Source organism: Microbulbifer sp. 2205BS26-8, assembly GCF_030731025.1.
Taxonomy (GTDB): domain Bacteria; phylum Pseudomonadota; class Gammaproteobacteria; order Pseudomonadales; family Cellvibrionaceae; genus Microbulbifer; species Microbulbifer spongiae.
Map to the genome: position 1 here is coordinate 1 of NZ_JAVAMR010000047.1, position 24,556 is coordinate 24,556.

24 protein-coding genes are annotated in these 24,556 nt (G+C 52.9%); 13 read left to right on the forward strand and 11 right to left on the reverse strand.

Features of this window, described 5'->3' with window-relative positions; genetic code table 11:
- From Q5Y71_RS13600 to Q5Y71_RS13620, 5 genes are all read right to left on the reverse strand, one after another.
- A partial coding sequence (locus Q5Y71_RS13600) for a hypothetical protein (RefSeq protein ID WP_306042656.1) occupies positions 1 to 348 on the reverse strand: 348 nt, incomplete at its 3' end.
- Between the two features lie 581 nt (positions 349 to 929).
- Positions 930 to 1,730, reverse strand: coding sequence for a tRNA cyclic N6-threonylcarbamoyladenosine(37) synthase TcdA (gene tcdA / locus Q5Y71_RS13605; protein ID WP_306042657.1), 801 nt, complete (start codon positions 1,728 to 1,730; stop codon positions 930 to 932).
- The gene (locus Q5Y71_RS13610; RefSeq protein ID WP_306042658.1) at positions 1,717 to 2,172 is read right to left on the reverse strand and encodes a thiol-disulfide oxidoreductase DCC family protein; all 456 of its coding nucleotides are present in this window, start codon (positions 2,170 to 2,172) and stop codon (positions 1,717 to 1,719) included. Before Q5Y71_RS13610 ends, tcdA begins: the two co-directional genes overlap by 14 nt.
- Positions 2,173 to 2,233: 61 nt before the next feature.
- A complete protein-coding gene (locus Q5Y71_RS13615) occupies positions 2,234 to 2,698 on the reverse strand; it encodes a peptidylprolyl isomerase (protein ID WP_306042659.1) in 465 nt (154 codons plus the stop codon).
- A 659-nt stretch (positions 2,699 to 3,357) separates the two neighbouring features.
- Positions 3,358 to 4,572 carry a M12 family metallo-peptidase gene (locus Q5Y71_RS13620; protein WP_306042660.1) on the reverse strand — a complete coding sequence of 405 codons (1,215 nt, stop codon included), beginning with the start codon at positions 4,570 to 4,572 and terminating at the stop codon, positions 3,358 to 3,360.
- 891 nt (positions 4,573 to 5,463) lie between these two features.
- Between Q5Y71_RS13620 and Q5Y71_RS13625 the strand changes: the two genes are divergently transcribed.
- The 5 genes from Q5Y71_RS13625 to Q5Y71_RS13645 all read left to right on the forward strand — a co-directional run bounded on the left by Q5Y71_RS13625 (position 5,464) and on the right by Q5Y71_RS13645 (position 9,521).
- Complete coding sequence (locus tag Q5Y71_RS13625; protein ID WP_306042661.1) at positions 5,464 to 5,940, forward strand: GNAT family N-acetyltransferase; 477 nt, start codon at positions 5,464 to 5,466, stop codon at positions 5,938 to 5,940.
- 473 nt (positions 5,941 to 6,413) lie between these two features.
- Positions 6,414 to 7,445, forward strand: coding sequence for an NAD(P)H-dependent glycerol-3-phosphate dehydrogenase (locus Q5Y71_RS13630; protein WP_306042662.1), 1,032 nt, complete (start codon positions 6,414 to 6,416; stop codon positions 7,443 to 7,445).
- Positions 7,446 to 7,458: 13 nt separating this feature from the next.
- The gene (locus Q5Y71_RS13635; RefSeq protein WP_306042663.1) at positions 7,459 to 7,986 is read left to right on the forward strand and encodes a DUF4389 domain-containing protein; all 528 of its coding nucleotides are present in this window, start codon (positions 7,459 to 7,461) and stop codon (positions 7,984 to 7,986) included.
- 31 nt (positions 7,987 to 8,017) lie between these two features.
- Positions 8,018 to 8,476 carry a phosphohistidine phosphatase SixA gene (sixA, locus tag Q5Y71_RS13640; protein ID WP_306042664.1) on the forward strand — a complete coding sequence of 153 codons (459 nt, stop codon included), beginning with the start codon at positions 8,018 to 8,020 and terminating at the stop codon, positions 8,474 to 8,476.
- Positions 8,477 to 8,624: 148 nt separating this feature from the next.
- Entirely contained in the window at positions 8,625 to 9,521 is an 897-nt protein-coding gene (locus Q5Y71_RS13645) for an alpha/beta fold hydrolase (RefSeq protein ID WP_306042665.1), read from the forward strand.
- Here the strand turns inward: Q5Y71_RS13645 and Q5Y71_RS13650 are convergent.
- Both Q5Y71_RS13650 and folE read right to left on the reverse strand, forming a co-directional pair.
- Positions 9,518 to 9,862, reverse strand: a complete 345-nt coding sequence (locus tag Q5Y71_RS13650; protein ID WP_306042666.1) for a 5-carboxymethyl-2-hydroxymuconate Delta-isomerase — start codon at positions 9,860 to 9,862, stop codon at positions 9,518 to 9,520. The two genes, Q5Y71_RS13645 and Q5Y71_RS13650, sit on opposite strands and share 4 nt — an antisense overlap.
- A 53-nt stretch (positions 9,863 to 9,915) precedes the next feature.
- Positions 9,916 to 10,458, reverse strand: a complete 543-nt coding sequence (gene folE / locus Q5Y71_RS13655; protein ID WP_306042667.1) for a GTP cyclohydrolase I FolE — start codon at positions 10,456 to 10,458, stop codon at positions 9,916 to 9,918.
- A 121-nt stretch (positions 10,459 to 10,579) separates the two neighbouring features.
- On the opposite strand from folE, the gene prmB reads away from it, so the two are divergent.
- The 4 genes from prmB (at position 10,580) to Q5Y71_RS13675 (ending at position 14,143) form a co-directional block, all read left to right on the forward strand.
- Positions 10,580 to 11,503, forward strand: coding sequence for a 50S ribosomal protein L3 N(5)-glutamine methyltransferase (prmB, locus tag Q5Y71_RS13660; RefSeq protein WP_306042668.1), 924 nt, complete (start codon positions 10,580 to 10,582; stop codon positions 11,501 to 11,503).
- A gap of 177 nt (positions 11,504 to 11,680) precedes the next feature.
- Positions 11,681 to 12,757: a chorismate synthase gene (aroC, locus tag Q5Y71_RS13665; protein ID WP_301417984.1), complete on the forward strand. Its 1,077-nt coding sequence runs from the start codon at positions 11,681 to 11,683 to the stop codon at positions 12,755 to 12,757.
- 17 nt (positions 12,758 to 12,774) lie between these two features.
- Positions 12,775 to 12,960, forward strand: a complete 186-nt coding sequence (locus tag Q5Y71_RS13670) for a hypothetical protein (RefSeq protein ID WP_306042669.1) — start codon at positions 12,775 to 12,777, stop codon at positions 12,958 to 12,960.
- Positions 12,961 to 13,357: 397 nt separating this feature from the next.
- On the forward strand, positions 13,358 to 14,143 hold the full coding sequence (locus Q5Y71_RS13675) for a lytic polysaccharide monooxygenase (protein WP_306042670.1): 786 nt from the start codon (positions 13,358 to 13,360) through the stop codon (positions 14,141 to 14,143).
- A gap of 156 nt (positions 14,144 to 14,299) precedes the next feature.
- Here the strand turns inward: Q5Y71_RS13675 and Q5Y71_RS13680 are convergent, their stop codons facing one another.
- Genes Q5Y71_RS13680 through Q5Y71_RS13690 form a run of 3 tightly spaced genes read right to left on the reverse strand, consistent with a single transcriptional unit; the run spans position 14,300 to position 17,716 of the window.
- Positions 14,300 to 15,613, reverse strand: coding sequence for a sodium ion-translocating decarboxylase subunit beta (locus tag Q5Y71_RS13680; protein WP_306042671.1), 1,314 nt, complete (start codon positions 15,611 to 15,613; stop codon positions 14,300 to 14,302).
- A 19-nt stretch (positions 15,614 to 15,632) separates the two neighbouring features.
- Positions 15,633 to 17,426, reverse strand: coding sequence for a sodium-extruding oxaloacetate decarboxylase subunit alpha (gene oadA / locus Q5Y71_RS13685; RefSeq protein ID WP_306042672.1), 1,794 nt, complete (start codon positions 17,424 to 17,426; stop codon positions 15,633 to 15,635).
- Between the two features lie 56 nt (positions 17,427 to 17,482).
- A complete protein-coding gene (locus Q5Y71_RS13690) occupies positions 17,483 to 17,716 on the reverse strand; it encodes an OadG family protein (RefSeq protein WP_306042673.1) in 234 nt (77 codons plus the stop codon).
- Positions 17,717 to 18,307: 591 nt separating this feature from the next.
- Between Q5Y71_RS13690 and Q5Y71_RS13695 the strand changes: the two genes are divergently transcribed.
- Positions 18,308 to 19,321 carry a tRNA-dihydrouridine synthase gene (locus tag Q5Y71_RS13695; RefSeq protein ID WP_306042674.1) on the forward strand — a complete coding sequence of 338 codons (1,014 nt, stop codon included), beginning with the start codon at positions 18,308 to 18,310 and terminating at the stop codon, positions 19,319 to 19,321.
- Positions 19,322 to 19,656: 335 nt separating this feature from the next.
- Here the strand turns inward: Q5Y71_RS13695 and Q5Y71_RS13700 are convergent, their stop codons facing one another.
- Positions 19,657 to 20,241: a cytochrome b/b6 domain-containing protein gene (locus tag Q5Y71_RS13700; protein ID WP_306042675.1), complete on the reverse strand. Its 585-nt coding sequence runs from the start codon at positions 20,239 to 20,241 to the stop codon at positions 19,657 to 19,659.
- A 986-nt stretch (positions 20,242 to 21,227) separates the two neighbouring features.
- Between Q5Y71_RS13700 and Q5Y71_RS13705 the strand changes: the two genes are divergently transcribed.
- The 3 genes from Q5Y71_RS13705 to Q5Y71_RS17620 all read left to right on the forward strand — a co-directional run.
- Complete coding sequence (locus Q5Y71_RS13705) at positions 21,228 to 21,935, forward strand: lipase (RefSeq protein WP_306042676.1); 708 nt, start codon at positions 21,228 to 21,230, stop codon at positions 21,933 to 21,935.
- A 761-nt stretch (positions 21,936 to 22,696) separates the two neighbouring features.
- Positions 22,697 to 23,365, forward strand: coding sequence for a flavodoxin family protein (locus Q5Y71_RS13710; RefSeq protein ID WP_306042677.1), 669 nt, complete (start codon positions 22,697 to 22,699; stop codon positions 23,363 to 23,365).
- Between the two features lie 1,089 nt (positions 23,366 to 24,454).
- On the forward strand, positions 24,455 to 24,556 hold a 102-nt coding region (locus Q5Y71_RS17620; protein ID WP_371877061.1), incomplete at its 3' end, for a helix-turn-helix domain-containing protein.

Consider the following 24,556-nt stretch of genomic DNA (forward strand, 5'->3'; position numbering starts at 1 on the left):
ATAACCACCTCTAGACACGGTTCTTATTCTGTACCGATATACGGCTGAGTCTTGTCCGGATAAATTGACAGTAATACTCCCAAAAGAACCATGACTATAAATATACCCATCATAATGGGAATAACTGCCGCCATCCCTACTCTGGAAAATAGATACATCCCTAATACACTGATCAGGCAATAACTTAAACGTCAGTGCATAGCTTCCATCTGCATCCGAGGTTGGCAAGGTGACGCCAGACACTGGTGTCGGCGGATTCGATCTGCACCATTCATCTGACGGAGGTAAAGGCATCGCAGCAAAAACCGCATTTGAAAGCATCAATAATACAATAAGGAAAAGGCGCATCCTGGTCCCACCCCTATTTTAGGTCATCTACTTATTATTCGGGAAACTCTCACAAGCCCGGCCAGCGGCTTTTATTGTTCGTGGTGAAAGTGAAGGTTTTGTGTAGACTGTTTATCTTATTTAATAGTTGTATTTTTGATAAACTTACCAACACTTGTTCTTAATAAAATTCAGGCTTTTAACAAGACCGCGGCCGATTCTTTATAGTAATGACACGGGTACAGTTTGTCAGCAGGGCTGTAATGGGCTGTAATGGGCTGTAATCGTTGCCATAAACACCAATGCTGCAGGGAAACTGGCAGCAGCGCGTAAAGTGATTGAGGAGGCTGGCAAAATGGCGCAAGGGCAGTGGAGGGGCCGGATCGATACAACTTAAGTGTGGGAAATTGAACGGGGGAAGCCGCCGGGAATAACACGAACCTGCATCAGGGTGGCGGTGTGTGTGTCTGATATATGCGGCCGAAATCTGTGCTGCAGAGTGACCTCCTGGAAAGTGGCCACGCGGGTAGTGATGTTGAATCAAACAGCGGATTGCCGCGAGCCGGCGCTTGGGTGACCTGTGCAGGGTCCGCGCTCCCGATTTATTGTTTTGGCTGCAACAGCCGCTCAATCGCTCTGGTGGCGGCGGCAAAGCCAAAGGCACCAGTGACCATAGTGGCGGCACCAAAGCCGCTGCTGCAGTCCAGTTTAACCCCGCCTTGCATGGCACTTTTTTGCCGGCAAACCTGGCCATCCGGTTTTGGATAGACCATGGCTTCCCTGGAATAGATGGCATCAACACCAAACTGGCGTTTGCGATTTTTCTGGAAGTTGTGGAAGCGGTAGAGGTGCTGGCGCACTTTCGCCAGCATGGGGTCATTGATCGTGCGGCCCAGATCGGTGCACTCAATGGCCAGGGGAGAGCGTTTACCGCCCGCGGACCCAACAGTGACCAGGCGCAGTTTGCGCGCCTTGCAGTAGGCCACCAATGCCGCTTTTACCCGCGCACTGTCAATGGCATCAATGACAATATCTAGGGGTGTTTTATCCGGATTGATCAGTTCAGCCAGGTTGTCTGGTGTAATAAAGTCCTCTGCGGCAGCTACCCGCAGCTCGGGGTTGATCTGCTTGAGCCGCGCCGATATCACTGCAATTTTGCTGTGGCCGATGGTGTCTGCCAGGGCGTGGCACTGGCGGTTGGTGTTGGTGATACAGACGTCATCGAGGTCAATCAGTGTCAGGGTGCCCACGCCGCTGCGGGCCAGTGCTTCTGCCGCCCAGCTTCCCACACCGCCAATACCGATCACTACCATGTGGGCCCCGTGTAATCTTTCCAGGGCGCGGTTGCCATACAGGCGGGCGATGCCGCCAAAGCGTTGCAGGTATTGTTCAGACAGGCCCATTGGGGTTTTCTTCCGATACGTCTTCCAGAAAGCGGTGTTTGTCCTTCGCCGAAGGCAGCAGGCAGTGCTTGCGCCGGCCGAACCAGCGATAGCGGTTGCGTGCCACCAGGTCATAGAACAGGTCCCGCAGGGGACGCGGAATGTAACGCAAAAGTGCCAGAAAATGCCAGGGGCCCTCTAATCGGGCAGCGATGCGCAGGGCGGCGTCGCTCTTGTGGTACTGGTGAAAGACATTCCCCTTGCGCTCCAGCAGGATCATGGTTTCAAAGGTGTGGAGCGGCAGGCCCAGCTGCCTGAGATAGAACTGCCCCGCGGGTGACTGGAGCCGGCACAAAGTGAAATGGCAGTGCTTGTCGTGTTTCAGTAACAACTGGCTCCAGCCGTTACACAGGTGGCAGAGGCTGTCAAAGAGAACAATGTGGTCGGGGGGAGCGGGGTGCATACCAGGGCCGGGTAGGGGTAGATCGAGTGGTTTGAATCGGAGTCAGTACCGTTTTAACAGGTCAGTGTACATCGCCGTGGTCAATTTCTTCTGTGGTGGCCTGGCGTACAGAGACCACCTCAATCTCGAAGTGCAGTTCAACGCCGGCCAGGGGGTGATTGCCGTTGATGGTGATCTCGTCACCATCAATGTCAATGATTTCCACCTCCATGGGTTGGCCATGGGTGTTCTCGGCGTGAAATGCCATGCCCACGTCCAGCTCTTCAATATGGTCGAAAGCGCTGCGCGGCATAATCTGGATCAATTCCGGTTTTTGCTGGCCATAACCCTCTTCCGGGGCAATAACGGCGGAGAAGGTATCCCCCGGAGCTTTTTCCAGCATTGCCTTTTCAAGGCCGGGAACGATATTACCCGCCCCCTGCAGATATCTGAGCGGATCGCTATTGGCTGAAGAATCAATCACCGATCCGTCGGCATCTTTCAGGGTGTAGTGAATCTCCACGACAGTGTGATTGGCAACTTTCATAAATCGTCTCGGGTGGCAACGCTGGATCAGTCAGAGGAAACTTGTTAACTAAGCCTAGCCCACCAGAGTACGATAAAAAGGGACATCGGTACACTTTGACTGACCCCTGGCCCGAGAAAGCCGGCGTGCCCCGAGCACTTTTTTGACAGCCCGTGTCAATGCGCCTTATGGATTTCTGGAGCATCGGGGATTGGCCCTGTCGCCCTTCTACTGGTTAAAACAATCCCCGGTCAGGTAAGGGGCCGGGTTGCAGTGTGTTACTACTGCCCAGTTGCTGCCGGGAAAGCGGCGTATTTTCTGCGCGGATATTTCCAGGCCAGAAAACCGATGGGTGGTGAGTAGCGAATGGGGTTACCGGTTACCGCAATCACCGGGAAAGCGCGCCCTGGCGAAGGTGGGCGGTGCCCCAATCCAATAGCCCCGTGGTCTGGCGATGGCGGTTGTGCCTCTTCCATCGCTGACAAAATCATAAGTCCGGAGAGAATCGGGGGGTTATTGTAGGTCGGATTACGGGATTGCCCACAGATATCAACCGTTGTGTCATCACAAAAAAGGGGGCCTATCGCCCCCTGCTGTGATGTTTTTGGTCAAGCGGCAAGTGCCTGGCATTCACCCCGCTTGTGGATATCCTATCCGGGGATTCTGCTGGCAGCCCGGCCTCAGATCGTACTTAAGCACCCGACGCTGTTGGCCCAGGAGATGATGGCGTTTTCGGACGATACGCCGAACCTGTTGAGTATTCCGGTGCAGCCGCCGATACCTGAACACATGATCGCGCAGTCGCCCTGGCCGTTGCAGTGGTTCGCACTCCAGTTGTGGCCGAGTTCGTGGGCTGTGAGCGCGACACGGGAGGCGAAGTTGCCGCTAAACCTTGATTGAGACACCCCGTAGCCGACATTGAAACTGCACACCCCGTTCAGATAGGCAATTCCGATTACGCTGCCGGCGAGATTCTTGCCGGTCATCAGGTGGGCAACATCGCGCGGTACTCCGGCCTGGTTGGTTCTCCACTCATTTCGGAACTGGGAGAGCAGGCCGCTTGGATTAGTTGATGAGTAGGGATCGGCACCGGTGCGCACGATGATTCTGCCGATAGCATAGACGATGTCGGTTTCATTCAGGTAGATTAACTCCACCGCATTCATGGTGCTCTCGATATCTGCAATGGTGGCGGATACCGAGCTCCCGTTCAGGTTGTAGTACTCGGTATCGGCATCGAACGCGACATCCGCCTCACGGGTGACCAGGCTCTGTTGCAGTGTACTGGATACCCCATGCAGCATATGCTCGAAAGGGGCTTCATCGGCGCCGCAGGTCCAATCCCCGGGCAGGATATCACTGGTGCGGTACACCACATGCAAATTGGGCACGATACCGGGTGTGGCGTCCGATAGCGGCTGTACGGCCCAGATTTCGTCGGGCATCTGAATCCAGGCCCTGAGCTGGCCCCCCTCGCTTACCGACGCGGCAACCCTGGCGTCCTTCATACCTGTCAGGCTGCCCTGGTAGGTGCGTATGGGCGGTGCCTTGACCTCGCGTTTCACACCGTCTCCATCAATGGTGTATACCACTAGGTTGGGGCTGCGCACTGAGTGGGGGGACAGCGACATCTGTACCGGCCTGCCGTCCAGAGTAAGATCTACATGGATATCTGTCACGGCACCCAAGCGGGCATCCGCAGAAGTATCGGTCGCAATGCGCTGAACGCTGTACTGATTGAGGTTCAGATTGACATTCAGGGCATCCGCCACCGCTGCTTCGAGCTCAGCCTGTACATTTTGCTCGAGTGTGGTTTTTGCATGGATGATACTGCTGAAAGCGCAGAGTGCCATCAAGGTGATACATCCTGTTTTTCTTATATATTTCTTCAGCATTTTATTTTTCTCCATATTCTTTAGCATTGGTTTTTTTACAACATTCTTTTGCCTCTTTTTCGATAGTGCTGACTAGCGGACCAATGGCGCAAGGGTCTACACGACCGGTGACTCCACGATCAAGTACGCAAGATAATTCCGGGTCTTATCCTGATGATTGTGTCGTTTCTGCTGCTGTAACTGCGCGGGACACTTGGAGCCATCGTGGTGTGCGGGCCGGTATTAAAGGCATCACCCCGCCAGGGTAGGGCGCTTGGGGCTGGCCACTGTAAGTGGAAAATGTAACAGCGCCGTTTCCTTGCCATCGACTACCAAGTCGATACTCTGTTACTACTTTTTAATTTTGATGTCAAGCGTTGGCCTAAAAACCCAATGGGCTGTCGGGTGAATGATTATTTGAAAGACAAACCGGTGCTAAAAATGCTGATGCCGGCATCGTCAGACTGACTGGTGATGAGCTTGATCAGATAACCGAGGCAATCGAGCATGACCTCGCCGATTTTGACAACTCAGGGAGTACATAAAAGACACCGGTTGTTTTTAAACTGGCATTTGAGGACTCGGCCATAATAGTGCCTGGCTGTTTTTATCGCAATGGATTATCCGGATGTGCTCTCAGGAGCGGGTTTTGCTCCCAGGAGAACAAGATCCCGAGCATCCGGAGGGTTTGAGTTTGGCTACCGGTTAAACCGCTCTTTGCGATGCGAAGGAGCGGGGGTGTTGGCCCCCATTAATGCAAGGTATTTGGTGGCAAATCTGATGCAGATGATTCAGAAACCGGCATATACACAATAGACCAGTGACAGATACAATTCCCCCTTTTTAGGTTGAATCCTCTTACTGTGTATCCCGGTCCGGGGTGCAGGCAGACGGTTTTGCAGCGAATGATACATGAGTATTAGGGAAGCAACGAAGGAATACTGGGAATTGATATGGCCGATCTTCCATGAAATAACCAAAGCTGGTAAAACTTATGCTTATGAAATGGATACAACCAAGGCAGAAGCTGAAAAAATCTGGTTGGAAACTCTACGTAAAACTTTTGTCTTTGAAGAAGATGAAATAATTCTTGATACCTATTATCTAAAAATCAACCAGGCTGGCCCAGGCAAACATGTCTGTAACTGTGGTTATATGGTTTCTGCGTCCGCTCGGGGCAGAGAACTTGCCACCACAATGTGTCAGCACTCGCAAAACATGGCATTGGGACTTGGTTACAAGGCGATGCAATTCAATCTTGTTGCCTCCAGTAATGCGGGTGCTGTCCACTTTTGGTGTAAGCCTGACTTTGATATCGTAGGCCGACTACCTAAACCATTCAACCATCCCACAAAAGGGTATGTTGATGCCCTGGTGCTGTTTAAATGACTGGCAGATTGTTGAAAGCTGAAAACCTGGCCAGCCCACTTTCCTGATCTACTTTTATTGATAAAAACGCGCCTTTCGCTGGTACCCGGCAGTGTCCTGGAGGCTGTGCCTTTACAGGGAATTTGGGCGGTGAAGACACCCATAGCAATGTGAGTTTGGGGTAAAGGCCTGCCCTGGCGCCCCGGTCGTGCTCTGTGCAGGGATTGGTGCTTGGGTTTGTACAGGCGCAGTGATTGTATTTGGTTGTTTTTTATGCAAGAAAAGGGAGGGAGGGGAATTGGACTGTTGAGCGGGGTGGGGCTTGCAGGTACTATCCGCGAAGAGGTTGGGATTTTTGTTTGTAGGTTGGTAGTATAGCGCACAAATCACTTGTTTTTCACTCTAAATCAAATAGTTACAATTTATCTCAGCACCATTTGGTTGGTCGCACCTCTAGCATCCCAGGCCCCAGGAAAAGCTTTACCGGTATCATTATGCAAAAGGAAACTTCCAACTCTCGCTCTGTAGTCGTATTGGGCGGCGGCAGTTTCGGGACTGCGATTGCCAATATCGTAGCGGGAAATGGCCACGACACCCGTCAGTGGATGCGGGATTCCGTACGAGCGGAAGCCTGCCGGGAGGCCCGCGAAAATGAAAAATATTTACCTGGCGTACCCTTGCACCCGGAGCTTTGTATCAACAGTAACCTGCAAGAGGCGGTGCAGGGCTGCGATATTGTCTTTATCGCTATTCCCAGTGGGTCTTTTCGCACAGTAGTGCGGCGCCTGGCGCCGATGCTGAAACCGGGCACCATGTTGATTTCCACCACCAAGGGCATCGAGCACGATCACTTCCACCTGATGAGCGAAATTCTTCGCGAGGAAACTGCCGGGATGCGCGTAGGCGTGCTGAGCGGTCCCAATTTTGCCAAGGAAATTGTCGAAGGCCACTACACCGCAACTGTGATTGCCAGTGAGGACGAGAAACTGTGCCGCGATATCCAGGCCGCGCTGCACTCCGAGACGTTTCGCGTCTACTCCAGTCAAGATGTTTATGGGGTTGAACTGGCCGGGGCCTTGAAAAATATCTATGCGATCATCACCGGCATGGCGGCGGCGCTGGATCGCGGGCAGAACACCATCAGCCTGCTGATCACCCGCTCTCTTGCCGAGATGATGCGATTTGCCGAAGCCATGGGAGCAGATCCTATGACATTAATCGGTCTCGCCGGTGTCGGTGATCTGATACTCACCTGTTCTTCAAACCTGAGCCGCAATTATCGCGTTGGCTATCTGGTGGGTAAGGGCAAATCCCTGGATCGCGCTGTCGCAGAAATCGGTCAGGTCGCCGAAGGTGTGAATACCATTCGCCTGATAAAAAAGAAAGCAGAAGAAATGGGCGTCTATATGCCCTTGGTTTCCGCAATTTACGCCATATTATTTGAACAGCGGCCGATCCCGGAAGTTATTCGTCTTTTAATGTCGGGCGTGCAAACATTTGATGTGGCCTATTCGGCCAAACCCTAACGGAAGCCTCTCTATGAAAAACGATGAACTCAAGCGCAATCTGACCTCTGGCAGCCAATGGGTGCGCCTGCTGTACATGGTGCTGTTTGCCATCTGTCTGGAAATTGCCGGATTTGTATTGCTGGCGGTGGTGGTATTGCAATTTCTTTTTTCGATTATCAACGGCAGCGCCAACGATAATCTGCGCCGCCTTGGTGATCAGCTCGCCTCCTACGTCTACCAGGCAATCCAGTTTTTAATTTACAATACCGAGGAAAAACCCTTCCCGTTTTCCGAATGGCCGGAGTCCGATGTGGAAGATCTCTCCGGTTATGAGGGTGCCGAAGAAGTTTCCGCAGAGGTGGTTTCCAAAAAAGGCAAAGGTGGCACTGCAAAGAAGGCCGCGCGGACAGAGGAGGAGGCGGAGGATGCTATTATCCTTGGCACCGACGAGTCTGTGAAGCAGCCCAAGTCCGGGTTGGCAAAAGACCGTGCGGATGAACCCCCGGCTGCCAAATCCGATGAACCGGGTGAATCCGGTGAGCGTGCCGGTAAGGCCTGACCCCTGATTAACCCGGTTAAAGGAAGTGCTTATGCAGCTCTTCATCCTGCGCCACGGCAAGGCCGAGCCCCAGCTTGGCAACGATGCTGAGCGCGCTTTGACGGAGTCTGGACGCCTTCAGGTTGCACAGGTGTGTGAGCAGCGCGCAGAGGAGTTGTCTGCCGTGCGCGCTCTCTGGGCTAGCCCCTTTGTGCGCACCCAGCAGACCGCCGGGATAGTTTCTACGCATTTGGGGTTGCCTGTGCTTACCGAGCTCCTGCTTATTGGCGATACCAATCCCCAAGAACTCCTTGATAAGCTGCAGGAACAGGCTCGGGAGACCTTTCCCATCCTCCTGGTCAGCCACCAGCCCCTGGTGGGTAAGCTGCTTAACGGTCTCTGCTGCTGCGGCGACCAATACCCTTTCGGCACGGCCAGTCTCGCTTGTATCAGTGCCGAGGTCTGGGCTTACGGCTGTGCTGAGCTGGATTGGCTGCAACACACCGGATAATCACCATCCTGTTTTCCCGGCGGCAGGTTGACCAGGCCGTGTAAGTGCATATTGCATCGAAATTCCTGTCTCGCTGGTGCTAAGAGTCATTGCAGGAAGCTGCGGCCAACTGCACCATAAGTGTCTTTGACAAGTGGAAATAGGCCCGATGGGATCAGCGGTTATAAAGCAAACCGGGTACAGCGATGTGCATCTTGAGTTCGACAGCAAGGCCATTGCCGGGCGCCGGTGGGGGAGTGTTGCGGGGGAACCGGTATTGGCTCTGCACGGCTGGCTGGATAACTGCGCAAGCTTCGACCGCCTGGCACCAATGCTGAAAGGGGTCAACCTGGTTGCCTTGGATATGGCCGGGCACGGTCGCAGCTATCACCGCTCTCCCCATGCCAATTACAATATCTGGGAGGAGACCGAGGATATTCTCGGTGCTGTCGAAGCCTTGGGCTGGCGCAGGTTCTCGCTGCTCGCGCACTCCCGCGGCGCTATTGCGGGTATGATTGCCGCCGGTGCCTTTCCCGGCCGGGTAAAACGTCTCGCACTGATCGACGGTTTGGTGCCGCCCTCAGCGGAGGATGCCCAGGCACCGGATATCCTCGCCAGGGCCATCGCCCAGCGCGCCCGTTACACTAGGATGCGCAAAGCGCCGGTTTACCAGACTTTTACGCAGGCAGTTGAAGCCCGGATGAACGGTATGTTTCCTTTGTCGGCATGGGCCGCACGTGTGCTTACCGAGCGGGGTGTCCGCCCTGTTGTAGGCGGCTTTACCTGGAGCAACGACCCGCGCCTGATGGCCACCTCCACTGCCAAGCTCAACGGGGCCCAGATACGGGCGTTTATGTCCCGACTCAATATGCCGGTGCGCTTGGTGCTGGCGGAAGGGGGGATTGAGGGTATGATCGAGCGGCTGCGTCCGGTGCTGAAAGGATATGAAAATATCGCAGTGCAGGTGATGGCTGGCAGTCACCACCTGCATATGGAGAGCGGTGCGGAGGGGATTGCGGCGTGGTTTGGTCCTTTCCTGCGCGGCGAGGCCGATCCCGTGGCCTAGAAGGGCACCCGTTTCGAGTAGCAGCTGGCATCCATTTCGCGCACTTCCACCGAGACGGCAGGGACGCCATCGGCAAACTGGCACAGGCAATTGAACACCGCCGAACTCAGTGCCTCCCGCTCCCTGGCGCTGCGCCCCTGCAGCATGCGAATCTCTGCATGGATAAAACTGTCTCCCTGGTCACCGGCGATAAACTGATCGTAGGCACTGGCGCGGGTCTTGATGGTGTGGGAGGCGAACAGCCCGGAGCGGTTCATCGCCTCCTGCGCCGAGCTGACCAGGGCGGCAACGGAAATCCTGTCTTCCAGATTTTTTGCGTACTCTATGATCAGGTGAGGCATGGCGATTCACTCTGTAAACACGGGTGACCGGCAACGCTTCTGGGCCGATCCGGTTACTGGCGGATCAGCGAGAGAAATTCGTTGCGTGTGGCCTGGTTGCTGCGGAAAATGCCCAGCATGGCCGATGTCTTCATCAAGGAGTTCTGCTTTTCCACGCCGCGCATCATCATGCACATATGCTGGGCCTCTATGATAACACCAACGCCGGCGGCACCGGTGACGCTTTGCAGGGTCTCGGCGATCTCAACGGTGAGCTGCTCCTGGATCTGCAGGCGGCGGGCGAACATATCGACGATGCGCGCTACTTTGGACAGGCCTACAACCTTGCCATTGGGAATATAGGCTACATGGGCGCGACCGATAAACGGCAGCAGGTGGTGCTCACACAGGGAGTAGAGTTCGATATCCTTGACCAGTACCATCTCGCTGCAGTCGGAGGGGAAGAGTGCACCGTTAACCACGTTTTCCAGGGTCTGCTTGTAACCGCGGGTCAGGTATTCCATGGCCTTGGCGGCCCGCTCCGGGGTATCTTTGAGTCCGGGGCGTTGCGGATCTTCACCGATTGCTTCAATAATTTGCGCGTAGTGCTTGTTCATGCTGCTCTTTCCAACATCTCGGCCCGAAGGACGGATGCGCTACCCTAAGGGTTTGCAACCCGAGAGTAAAGATGATCCTCGCGAAACCCGATCAGAGCCACAGCAATTCAGGATAGATCCCATGATAGAAAGGCGCGAAACCAACCTGCGCGAATTGACCACGGTACTGGACTATATTCGCTGGGGTACCAGCCGCTTTCACGAGGCCGGCCTCTGTTTTGGCCACGGTACCGACAATGCCTGGGATGAAGCGGTATTGCTGGTTACCCATGCCCTGCATCTACCCCCCTACAGCAAACCGGAAATACTGCAGGCCCGCCTGACCGCCGAGGAGCGCCGCGAGGTGCTCTCCCTGCTGGAGCGGCGTTTCACCGAACGGATGCCCGCTGCTTATCTCACCCGTGAGGCCCACTTCTGCGATATGACCTTCTACGTGGATGAGCGGGTGCTGGTGCCCCGTTCGCCCATCGCAGAACTGATACGTCGCGGCTTTGAGCCCTGGCTCAAGGTGGAGCCCCTGGCGATACTGGATTTGTGCTGTGGCAGCGGCTGTATCGGAATCGCCTGCGCCGAGGCCTTTGCAGAGTCGCGGGTGGACCTCAGCGACATCTCGGCGGGTGCGATCGAGGTGGCACAGATCAATATCAACCGCCACCACCTGAATGAGCGGGTGCGCGCGCTGCAATCGGATCTTTTTGATAACCTGCAAGGCTTCAGCTATGAGCTGATTGTGTGCAATCCGCCGTATGTGAGCGCAGGGGATTTGGCCGAGATGCCCGATGAATACCGGTTAGAGCCGGAAATCGCCCTGGGTTCGGGGGAGGACGGTCTGGATTTCACCCGCCGCCTGCTGCGCCAGGCTGCCGCGCATCTACAACCGGAAGGACTGCTGGTCTGCGAGGTGGGCAACAGTTGGGAAGCGCTCGAGCAGGCGTTTCCAGAAGTGCCGTTTTTGTGGCCGGAGTTTGACAACGGCGGGCACGGCGTGTTTGTGATCAGTCGTGAGGAGCTGCTTGCCTACCAGCGCTTCTTTGACCCTGAGTAAGTGATTTTGTGATTCCGATGAAATCGGTTGCCGGGTTACTCACCGGTAATGATTGTGCGCAGTGTCTGTGCTTTTTGTCGGGCACCACTCGCGCGGGCGGGGGACACTTTTCTATAATGTGCGGCCACCTTTGGAGCCTACCCTAATTCCATCAATAACGAGCTGGAAAAGTCGCTTATGTCGGGCAATACCTTTGGCAAGCTGTTCTGTGTGACCACTTTTGGCGAAAGTCACGGCCCCGCTCTGGGCTGTATCGTCGATGGCTGCCCACCGGGGCTGGAGATCCATGCGGAGGACATTCAAAGGGAACTGGATCGCCGCAGGCCCGGCACCTCCCGCTATACCACCCAGCGCCGTGAGCCGGATCAAGTGCAGATACTCTCCGGTGTGTTCGAGGGCAAAACCACCGGGACGCCCATCGGCCTGTTGATTGAAAACACCGACCAGCGCTCAAAAGATTACAGCAGTATTGCCCAACAGGTGCGCCCGGCCCATGCCGACTATACCTACTGGCAGAAGTATGGTGTGCGCGACTATCGTGGTGGTGGCCGCTCCTCTGCGCGGGAGACTGCCATGCGCGTTGCCGCCGGCGCAATTGCGAAAAAATGGCTGAAACAGAAATACGGCATTCTGGTGCGCGGTTACCTGTCCCAACTGGGGCCCATTAAGGTGCAAAAGCTGGATTGGGATCAGGTTGAACAAAACCCCTTTTTCTGCCCGGATGCAGATCGCGTAGAGGAGATGGAGCGCTATATGCAGGCCCTGATCAAAGAGGGCAACTCCATCGGTGCACGGATTTCCCTTCATGCCAGCGGTGTGCCCGCGGGTCTGGGCGAGCCCGTATTTGATCGCCTGGATGCGGATCTGGCCTGTGGCCTGATGAGTATCAATGCAGTGAAAGGGGTGGAAATCGGTGCGGGTTTTGCCTGTGTAGAGCAGAAGGGCACCGAGCACCGGGATGAAATCACCCCTGAGGATGGCTTCCTGTCAAATAATGCCGGCGGCATTTTGGGAGGTATTTCCAGTGGCCAGGATATTGTTGCCCATATTGCCCTGAAACCCACCTCGAGCCTGCGGATTCCAGGCCGCAGCATCGACCGCTCCGGCAATGCCATCGAAGTGGTGACCAAAGGGCGCCACGATCCCTGTGTGGGCATTCGTGCAACGCCGATAGCCGAAGCGATGATGGCCCTGGTGCTGATGGACCACGCCCTGCGTCAGCGGGGCCAGAATGGGGATGTGGTGCCGGGTTAGTCCGGGAGCCGGCTTGTATGATCCGCCACCGCACAAGCTGTAATCAAAATGTCGCGGGCGGTGCGGTTTATTCGCACCCTGCAAGCGCTGTAAAGGTCATCAAAGTCACCCGCGTAAAGTGCGGCTTTTACTCGGTGGTTGATAAAAAAGACCTTACAGGAAACGGAGAGGATTTTTACGCTAAGATAAAAATTCGACAGTAAATTCATTGGCAACTTGCATTCCCCCGTTGTCCTTAAAATATATATACAATAAAGTTATTGCGCTGCCTGTTTGAGTTATAACTCAGCCTGTTGCTCAAAATGGATTGACAAGATCGCGTATCGGGTTGATTGGTTGTCGCAAAACCAAACAATCAACTAAGAGAGCGCGCCACTATGGATAAGAGTAACGTTATTGAGCTGGCCTGAGACGCCGGAAACATGCAGGTCCCCAGAAAGCGCTTGAGGCAAAATTCAATAATGCTGATTCAGCAGACGGCCCACTAACCCCTGAACACCAGGTTTGATAATAACTCTGTGTGCTTGCCCGGTTTTTGCATGAGTTGTGCAGTGTGCAAACAAGTATTCCTGGTTTACAGTCTCCATAAGGGAGAATACGATGCGTATTGATAATCTACCTATCGGTATAATAGGTTTAGCTCTTCTGTTCCTTACAAGCCATGCATTCAGCCATGGCTATTTAGAAAGCCCCCCTTCGCGACAGAAACACTGTGGCGTAGATGTAAAACCTGACAACCCCTCCAGTGAAAAATGTGATGCGCCCTTTGCCAACTATTTGGCTTCAGGAGGGCAAAACTCACACTGGTACAGCTTTATGAGTGTTCTCGCCCACAATCAAGGGCGTAAAGTTGTTAAAACAACGCAGCATGTTTGTGGATTTGATAGTGAAACCTGGAATCCTGTCCCTACCCCCAATCCTGTGCCTACGCCCTATGATACAGCGGCCAATTGGCCGACCACATCCATCACGTCCGGGGAAGAAAGGTTTGTATGGGATATAACTTACGGGCCCCATTTCACCGATACAGAAGAATTCGTGTTTTATATTACAAAACCGGATTTTATATTTGACGCTACTCGTGCACTAAACTGGAATGATTTTGAAGCGTTGCCTTTTTGTGATGAGCAGATGATTCCCGGTGATTTTAACAGTAACCCCAATATCACCGCGGATTACATTGAAAACCATATCAGTATTCACTGCAATATACCGAACCGTTCCGGTCGTCATGTCATATTTGCGGAGTGGGGAAGAAATGAGTGGACCTACGAGCGATTTTTTAGTTGCATAGATGTGACATTTGAAGAAAACGCTGTTGATAACCGGCCGGTAAAAAGTGCCGACAGCACGGATGCGTATGACTCTGAGGCCGGCAGTCAATAAAATGTCTGTATCGGAAAACTGTCAATCCCTTGCTGCATAAGCCAAGTTGAAAAGGGTGGCGCCCTGCACCTCAGTTTTGAGGGTATTATCCCGCAACTGAGGTGTGCGCTGGCAATAGCCACTCTCCTTTTTGTCTCTTGTTACGTCGTCGGTGTATCAGGACGCCAACCTTTGCACCATACTGATCATAACCCCGGCGGCAACAGCAGAGCCAATCACACCGGCTACGTTCGGGCCCATGGCGTGCATCAGCAGGAAGTTGTGGGGGTTGGCTTCCAGGCCCACCTTGTTGGATACCCGCGCAGCCATGGGTACAGCGGATACACCAGCGGAACCAATCAGCGGGTTGACCTTGTGTTTGCTGAACAGGTTAAGCAGCTTGGCCATCAGTACGCCGGAGGCGGTTCCGATGGCGAAAGCCACAATTCCCAGGGTGAGGATACCGAGGGTTTTCGGGTCCAGAAACTTGTCTGCGACGAGCTTGGAGCCCACAGACAGGCCGAGGAATATGGTGGTGATGTTGATCAACGCATTTTGGGCGGTGTCGGAGAGCCGAGCCACCACGCCGCATTCGCGCATTAGGTTACCGAAACAGAACATGCCCAGAAGCGGGGCGGCGGCCGGCAGGAACAGGGCCACCAGCATCAGCAACAACAGAGGGAAGGTGATTTTTTCCCGTTTACTCACATGGCGCAGCTGTACCATTTCGATTTTACGTTCCCGCTCGGTAGTGAGCGCGCGCATAATCGGCGGCTGGATCATAGGCACCAGCGCCATATAGGAGTAAGCTGCCACGGCGATGGCCCCGAGTAGATCGGGTGCCAACAGGCTGGATACATAAATCGCTGTGGGGCCGTCGGCGCCGCCGATAATACCAATTGCTGCGGCATCGGCGAGGGTGAAATCCATAATGCCGGCTACCGATAAACCAACGGCACCAAGCACTGTGGCGAAAATACCAAATTGTGCTGCGGCGCCCAAAAACAAGGTGCGCGGATTGGCGAGCAGCGGGCCGAAATCCGTCATGGCACCGACCCCCATAAAGATCACCAAAGGCGCGACTGTAGAGGCTATGGCCACAGAGTAGAAGTTGTACAGCATGCCGTTGCTGAAGCCGGCATCCCGGGCAAACTCCGCTGCCTGTATCTGTACCGCAGCTGGCGCTTTGGCCAGTGCCTGTTTCAGAGCGCCGATGCCGCTGCTGCTATCCAGGCCTAAAATCTGCGCCATTTGCGTTAATACTGCCGCATCTCCCTGGGACAGCGCGGTCTCCGCCGCGGAAAGTGCCAGGTCCGCGCCGGGGATATTTGCCAGTATCCCGCCAAAGCCGATAGGGACCAGCAGCAGGGGTTCGAAATGCTTGCGAATGGCCAAAAACAGCAGCACCAGTCCCGCAAGAATCATGGCAAACTGGCCCGGCGTCATTTGCGAAAGACCGGACGACTGCCAAAGCGTGATAAGGTTATTCACGTGATACTCCTACCCCTAGCTAAGCGATGGCCAGCAGGACATCCCCCACCGCCACGGTATCGCCCTCTTTCACCGCCACACTGGAGACGTTGCCACTGCGGGGGGCACTGACGACGGTTTCCATTTTCATGGCTTCTAGCACCAGGATGGCCTGGCCCGCACTGACCCGGTCTCCGGGTTGCACCATGACCTTGAAAATATTGCCTGCAAGTGGCGCATTGACCGGCTCTCCATCGCCACCGGCAATACCCGCTGCACTGGTGTCTGAGGTTGCGGCAGTGGCAGCGGAAACCGGGGATACACTGGTGAGGTCTCCACCATCGGACACAGTCACGGTGTATCTCTGCCCCTCCACTGTCACTGTGTAGACCGCCTCGCCCTGAGCATTTTTGATGGCAGCATGCCCGTTGCTGCTGGGTACAGGTTCGAAAGCAGCGGTATTACCACGGTTTTTCAGAAACTTCAGGCCGATTTGTGGGAAGAGTGCATAGGTGAGCACATCGTCAATCTCACCTTCGCCGCTGGTGAGCGCAAAGTCCTCATCCCCCGCTTTTTCCTGCAGCGCCAGGATCAGTTTATCCAGCTCTGGTGCGATCAGGTCTGCGGGACGGCAGGTCACAGGCGCCTCTCCATCCAGCACCCGCATCTGCAGTTCCTGATTTACCTCGGCGGGTGTTGCGCCATATCCCCCTTTTAAAACAGCGGCAGTCTCTTTGGAAATCGACTGGTAACGGCTGCCGGTCAGCACATTCAGAACGGCCTGGGTGCCCACAATTTGTGATGTAGGGGTAACCAGGGGGATATAGCCCAGATCCCGACGCACGCGGGGAATTTCCTCGAGCACCTCGTCAAGGCGATCGCCGGCGCCCTGTTCGCGCAGCTGGTTTTCCATATTGGTGAGCATGCCTCCGGGCACCTGGGCCACAAGAATCCGTGAGTCCACCCCTTTTAGGGAGCCCTCGAACTTGGCGTACTTCTTGCGCACCTCACGGAAGTAAGCGGCGATCTCCTCCAGAAGGCCGATATCCAAGCCGGTGTCCCGCTCGGTGCCCTCCAGAATGGCCACTAATGTCTCGGTGGGGCTGTGGCCGTAGGTCATGGACATGGAACTGATGGCCGTATCCACATTGTCGATTCCCGCCTCGATGCACTTGAGTGCAGTGGCAGTGGAGAGGCCGGTGGTGGCATGGCACTGCATGTGGATAGGAATGTTTACAGCCGCCTTCAGGCGCTTCACCAGCTCATAGCCCTCATAGGGCCGCAGCAGTCCGGCCATATCTTTGATTGCGATGGAGTCCGCGCCCATATCCTCGATTCGGCGGCCCAGATCCACCCAGAGATCCATGGTGTGTACCGGGCTTACGGTGTAGGAGATAGTGCCCTGGGCATGCTTTCCTTGTTTTTTGACCGAGACCAGTGCCGTTTTCAAATTGCGCATATCGTTCATGGCATCGAACACGCGAAAGACATCCACCCCGTTGATTGCCGCGCGTTCGACAAATTTTTCCACTACGTCATCGGCATAGTGGCGGTAACCCAAAATATTCTGTCCGCGAAACAGCATCTGTTGCGGGGTATTGGGCATGGCTTTTTTCAGTTCGCGGATGCGTTCCCAGGGGTCCTCGCCGAGATAGCGGATACAGGCATCAAAAGTGGCTCCGCCCCAGGACTCCAATGACCAGAATCCCACCTTGTCAAGTTTTTCCGCGATGGGGAGCATATCATCCAGGCGCAGGCGGGTTGCGAACAGTGACTGGTGGGCGTCGCGCAGGACTACATCGGTAATCCCCAGTGGCTTTTTAACCTCAGTCATGGGTTCTCTCTCTTGGCAGAAATGATTAAATGGTGAACAAATAAAAAGAAGGGCAGCTAGCGGTTGTTGCGGTGCTGATCAATTGCCGCCTTGATAATGGCGTGTAAGCGCGCCTTGTCTCCCGCGCCGGTAAAGGGTGGTGCTGTGGCCGCTTTGGCCTCGGGAAAGTAACGCTCGATTATACGGGACATAATGCCGGTTCCAATAACCAGCAACAGCAGGAACGTAAAAACAACCCCCATCCCGAATAGCGTAATGTCCAGCCCCTGTTGAAAAAGTGTCTCTTGCACCGTTATCCCCTAAGCCCGTGGATCATAAAATCTGTTTTTCAATTGAATGGGACGTTTAGAGCGCCGATCAGGGCTTTTCACTGAAAAGCCGGTCTTTGGCTTATCCTGGCCACTGGTGCGCTTTCAGCAAATGGGCAAAGGCATTTGCGTACAAATAGCGCCTTGTGCCTTCGCCTTTTAGGGGCCCGATTGCCAAGCGACACAGGGTTAGCTTGGGTATCGACAGTGCCAGGCTCGAAACCTCGCAGGGCACAGCAAGGCTGCCCCATATGCTGACCACTACGTCACTTTGCTGCCAACCTGCAGGTTTCCCTTCCTTCCAGCCTTGCCCGGCGAATGTAGCGCCCCTAACTGCTGCACGATAAACCGGCGTTGGCAATTTCCTATTATCAGTACAAGTTACTTTTAAAATCAATCGGTTATTGGTTTCACTGGCAACAATAACCCCTGTTTTGATCTATCCGTAGCTACCACAGAGCCTGCTTTTTGCGCGTTCTTTGCACATTCCTGTACGGATCACGCCTACAGTGGCAGAGTACCTGCTGGTAGAATATGCGCCAGCTATCCCGTGTGTTTCCCCGATCCATTTGTATGATCAGCAAGACAACCCCGTCCCCACCAACGATCTATCAGGCGCCGATGGAAGGGGTGATTGATCACCATGTGCGCAGTCTGCTCTGCGCAATTGGCGGGGTAGATATTTGTGTAACAGAGTTTGTGCGTGTAACCGATCAGCGGCTGCCCCGCCGCGTGTTTACCCGGTTGTGCCCGGAACTGTTGCATGGCGCAGCCACGGCAGATGGCACTCCGGTACGCCTGCAACTGTTGGGAGGCAACCCGACAGCCATGGCAGACAATGCCCGCAAAGCGGTTGCTGTAGGGGCGAATGCCATTGACCTGAATTTTGGCTGTCCGGCGAAGTCCGTTAACAAAAGTGATGGCGGCGCCTGCCTGTTGCAAACCCCGCACAGGCTGGAAGCCATTGTCGGGGCAGTGCGCCGGGCTGTTCCGCAGGCAATCCCTATTACTGCCAAGATCCGCCTGGGATACAACGATAGATCCACTTATCTGGATAACGCCCTCGCCGCAGCTGCCGGAGGTGCCAGTGAACTGGCAGTACACGCCCGCGCCAAGGTGGATGGCTATAAGCCGCCAGTCTACTGGGCGTGTATCGGGGAAATAAGGCAGAGACTGGATATTCCCGTTATTGCCAATGGCGATATCTGGACACTGGAGGCGTTCAAGCGCTGCCGTGAAGTGACCGGCTGCGAGGCTTTTATGTTGGGGCGCAGCTTGCTCGCACGCCCAGATCTTGGTCTGCAGATCAAGACTTACTGTGCCGGTGAGCGCTACTGCCCAATGCGTTGGCAACAGGTTGTTGGCCTTCTGTGGGATTATTACCAGACTACCAGGGAAATTTACCCCTCCAAATACCTGGGCAACCGTATCAAGCAGTGGCTTACCTACCTCAAGCTGGCTTTTCCCGAAGCCCGGGTGCTTTTTGAAAAACTGAAACGCCTGCGAATCGCAGAAGCGATTGAGGCGGTATTTATCCGGGAATTACAGGATCGCCAAAGGGAGCTTAAAGTGATGGAGGGGCTGTGAGTCTCGGGAAGTACAGCGGGGGGAAATTTATGGCTTATTCACCATCGGGTAGAGAATGTCCTGAATTCATACCATTTCGTGGCTGTATTTTTCCCTGTAATAGAAGAACCCGACTGAGTATGCCGAGTAAACTCCAGTGAATGAAGAAGAACCCACTACTACAAATACTGCTAAGCCATAAATGCATTAAGGGTTGGGAGCAGATAAGAATACCAATAGCAGTCAGCAGAAGAGGCAGCCATGGCCGCTCTTCACATGAATAGGGGTGTTTTACCAGGGAAGATGTGTGAGGCGTTTCTTAACCCTGGCCCCAGTGCTGTCTTATCGATTGTAAATTACTGGTAGCTGGCGTTGGATGGTTCTCTATTTTGATATGCAATGAAAACATGTATTACCCCCAATGCACCATGGCCAATAATATAAATCTCGATAAGTCCGGTTAAAGACTCATGAATTTCTTTGAATGTATCTGCGAAAGAGACATGATTGAGCCAGAGCACAAACCAGGTGCAACCGGAGATGACAACCAATAAAAGAGCCCCCAAACCAAGACCTTGGATGATCGCGGCTAATCCCCTTGGCGCAGGTTCTGGCAGCGCCAGTTTTTTTAAGTGATTAATATCTGATTTTAATTGAGAGAAATCACTCACAAGGTAAGGATAAAAGTAAAAGAATCCATTTTTTCGGAACTCTACTGCCGTAAATACAAAAGACAAACAGAGAAGCAGTAAGCCTGTACCGATATGAAGCCAAGTCGAAAAATATTCAACCGCAGTTTGGCCGATCACGCCACTGGCACTGACATCCATAAATTCGCTGAGAATAATCTGAGCAATACTCAGAAAAATCAGGGAGAAATGTAAATATTTTGTTACGGGTGAGAAGGCGCTATCGAGATAATCATTAATCAATTTTAACATGCAAATAAATCTCATTTACAATAATGGGACTAAAAAAAAGGTACGCGGTACCTGTTGCAGCGACAATCAAACAATGCTACTGCTGCATTGTGAATGGACTCAGTCTGAAGCTGGCTGATAACCCTTTGCCACTGAGGTTTTATCCTTTCGAAATGTCGGGACAGCAGTATTTCTGTCGAAGCCTGTAGGATTATATGGCCCCTTTTTTACCAATGCTGCTAATGGTAAAGCCGTAGCACAAAATGCTCAACACAACCCAGGCACTCAAAAAAGTGGGTAAGATCTGGCCGAGCCTCTCCGCAGGGGTTGAATGACAAACTGCTGCGGTTGGCTTATGTGCTGGGTTCCGGGCATAAGGAATCCCTTGAAAGGCAGTACAGGGGGCTGTGCAGGGGGCTGTGCAGGGGTGTGATAACTGGACTAAAGGATATCTTGTGCCCACTCCAGCCAGGCATTTTCAGTGCTATGTCGATGTCTTATGACTCAGGAGAAGATTGAGCCCCGCATCTGATTCTGAGCAAACTGGCGCGACAGCTGGGCAGTACCGAGGCATTGGATTCCCCAGGGCAGTTCTGGCAGAAATTACCGAAAGCAGTTCTCCAGGCCACTGGCGTTACGGGCCTTGCAATCCGCGGCATTCAAGGGCTTGCAGATACTCTTGACACCTGCCCGGCGTGTTCGGTGAATGCTAGTACTGGTTCCCGTTGGTCGATATTACCCCAATCCAAACCCGGTGGTGCTGTTTGTATCCTCTTCACGTCAGAGATGTTGAAGTTACTGCCAACTCAGACCAAGGTCGAATATCCTCGGGAATTATACGCTGATAACGTTTAGAGTAGGTCGGATAACTTGTGCGCATTTTTTCGCTTAAGAAATAATAAAAAACCATCGCTTGAACGATTCGGGGTCTTTATTATCAAGCTGCCTCCCTTTTGTGGGAGGAGCAATCACGGCCTACTCCATCAAATATTACGAGGAGGGTCAATATGAACTCCTGTTTTCGCTGCTTAACCGGAGCGCTTTGCCTGCTGTTTACTGCCATCTGTGCTCCAGGGATTTCCGCTCAATGCCTGGACAACGTTGTTCTTGTCCATGGTAACATTGGGCACCCATCGGACTGGGATATGACTTATCAAAGATTGCTTGACGAAGGCTATACATCCAGCCAGATTTTTCGCCCTAGCTGGGGCTCCAAGATCTGTCCTGCGTGCAATAATCACAGCGGCTCTGAAGAGGTGCCTGTGCGCAATGCCATTAATACGGCAATCAATAATTCTTGCACCGGTAAGATAGATGTAATCGGTCACTCCATGGGGGTGACTCTGGCAGCCAAGACCATCATTAGTGAAGGCCGTGCTGATAAAGTGGATGCCTTTATCGGAATTGCCGGGGCCTACAGAGGGCTTTGGTCTTGCGGAAGATATCCGTTCAACGTTACCACCAGTACCTGTGGTCAGGATGGCTTGTCGGTCTCCAGCCCATTTCTTGACTGGCTCTACGGCAAAGAAATTGCCAGCCGTGTTTACTCAATAAAGAGTTACGCCGATCAGGTTGTCTGTGGTACTGGTGTCTGCACAGTGGGTGGCGTGCATTCGAGTCGTATTGAGGGTGAGATAGAGTCCTTTACTTATACTTACGGGCACTTCGGGCTGCAAAAATATACTGTCAACAAGCAGTATGCACTGCTGGACTGAACCAGACTGTTAAATAATAGTTTCAAAAAGTGTACACGTAAGGTGCGGTAAGAAGATGGACGCTCTTACCGCTTAAATGAAAGGGAATCAAGCATGTTTTAGGTTCGATAGCCTATTTATCTCCGGTAGGATATTCAAAGCGCTGGTTTGCCAGGTAAAGCCAGAGCGTTAATTTTTCCCGTCTCGTTATCTTCTCTATGGTTCGGCCACTTGGCAGTCAAAGAAATGACGCGTTGCTAGGGCCGTGATACGTTGCATCCAAGACAGTCGAATGCCAATGGTATTTGCCGAAGTATTCGCCATGAGCTACTGATTCAATTCTCCTGACTCCGGTGATATCGATCAATACCAAAGGCTGTATTGCCAATTCTGGGTTATGGCTGAACATTGAGAGCAGTAATTCTTTCCCTGAATTCTGACTGGGATATTGAACGCACAGTACCTTGTTCTGCGTCTGTGCATGACTGAGGGAGCTGGACCAGAGAGCTGAACCGGGAGACTGTCTAGGTCTGGAGAGGCTTAGGTTCATCAATGGCAGTTACAGCCGGGATGTGAGCATGAATGGTTCGGATCAATAGCCTCCACGCAAGGCGGTTTTGCCAGATTCAAGAAAGAGGCGAGATTGGGGGTAAAAAGCTGGTAGGGTCATGATTCATTGCTACATTGTATTGTAGCCGAAGAAAGGCCTAACTATGTCCGATGCTGTGTATGAAGCAAAGGCTGGGCGATAGGTGACTTTGATTGAATCCTAGGAGAAACTTATGAAACTTAAGGCGCTATTTTTGAATTGTACGCTCAAAAAGTCCCCGGAAACTTCGAATACCGAGGCTCTGATCGACAAGGTTGCAGCACTGATGACCCCAATGGGTGTCGAGTGTGAGACGGTTCGTTTAGTTGATTACAAAATCAAATATGGTACTGAGTCCGATTTGGGGGAAGGAGATGAGTGGCCTAAGATCTACGATAAGATCAAGAAAGCCGATATCCTCGTACCGTCGATGCCGATATGGATGGGAGTCAGAGCTTCACCTTGCCAGCTAATGTGCGAACGCCTGGATGGTTCATATCGGGATCTCGATCCAAAAACCGGCCAATACCCTTTATACGGCAAAGTCGTGGGTGTGATCGTAACAGGGAATGAGGATGGTGCGCACGACTGCTGCTCGACAACTCTGTATAATTTCACCCACTATGGGTGTACTGTGCCGCCAAATGCCGATTGTTACTGGGTTGGTGATGCGGGGCCTGGACCAAGTTATATCGAACAGGGGCAGGGGCATCTCTATACAAACCGCACCGCCCGCTTTCTCGCAAGCAGCACAGTGTGGATGGCCAAAATGCTCAAAGAGCACGGTCCGATCCAAACCAATCTGATAAAACTCACTGAGGAGGCACAAAAAGTAAGTACTGATACCGCCCCTGCAGGTTGATAGAGGAAGAGAAGGGGGTAAATGTGTCAGCTCTATAGACCGATGTATTTCTCCAGATGGTTTGGGAAGTGAACGGAGCCAGTAGCGACCATATTCAATTTCAGCCCGGAATCGAGAGCGTCTAACCTTTGTAAACGGATGGCAGCTTGAATAAACTGTCCTTCACGCAAGAAAGGATGACCCGGCTCCTATGGGTGTGAAGGTAGGCCGGAATACTGCCTTACCCAGACAGCACCTGCTTGCGAATGTATCTTGGGGCACTTCTAAGCCCCGATACAGTGAGGAACCGGCCGTTATCGCTGGGAATGAATGGGCTGTTTTGCAGGCTGATTGGTCCAGGGACCTTCAAAGCTATGTATCCCACCGGCCGAATTTTTTATCAATAACCAATATCCAATGTAAGCAAGGGCGCCATTTGGTAATGTCGGTATGGCCGCCCTCTGCTTTGACAATATGCAAATTTTTGTGCAGTTTCCGCACTTGCATGAGATGTCAGCGCCTGTCGCGCTTTCTTAGTGTTCACTGTACGATTCCATAGACCGATTCCAGTGCCACATTTAAAGCAGGGTTTTGTGATAGGAAATGCCTCGACGCTTTAAGAATTTTTAAATAATACAATAAATTGAAACTTGTTAAAAAATGTGAATGTGGTTTTTTTGCTGCAAATGATGCTCTTGAATATGGGTGGATTAGTATAGAATAATAAAAAAGATAATAGGGTGAGGAAATTTTGCAGAAAAATCCCAATCAAAATAAGACTGTATTAGATGAATAAACAAGGCAATTTATAATGAGTGCTTTTATTGATCCTTCATCTTTTTCTGATCTTTTCGATCCGGTTTATAAATAGGGGCCAAGCCCGAAGTACGATTAATTATGATTGTTATCGAGTATTTGCAACCCCATTGCTGCTGCTACACATGTTTTGGTGTGACAGAAGTCATGCTTCACGTAGTAAGAAATATGCGTAAAGAAAGTACACTTAACCAATATGCTCGACTTATATGCGAAGGGCGCAAATACGTGGATGCGATAAATTCAACTTATTTCTGGCTGCATATCTAATTTAATGATTCGTGGTTTCGGATAATAAGTGCAAAAGCAGAACATAAGCAGAAGGAGATTGCGGCTTTGTTGGGGCGCTCACCTTCAACGATTAGCCGGGAATTGAAGCGTAACCGGGGTTTGAGA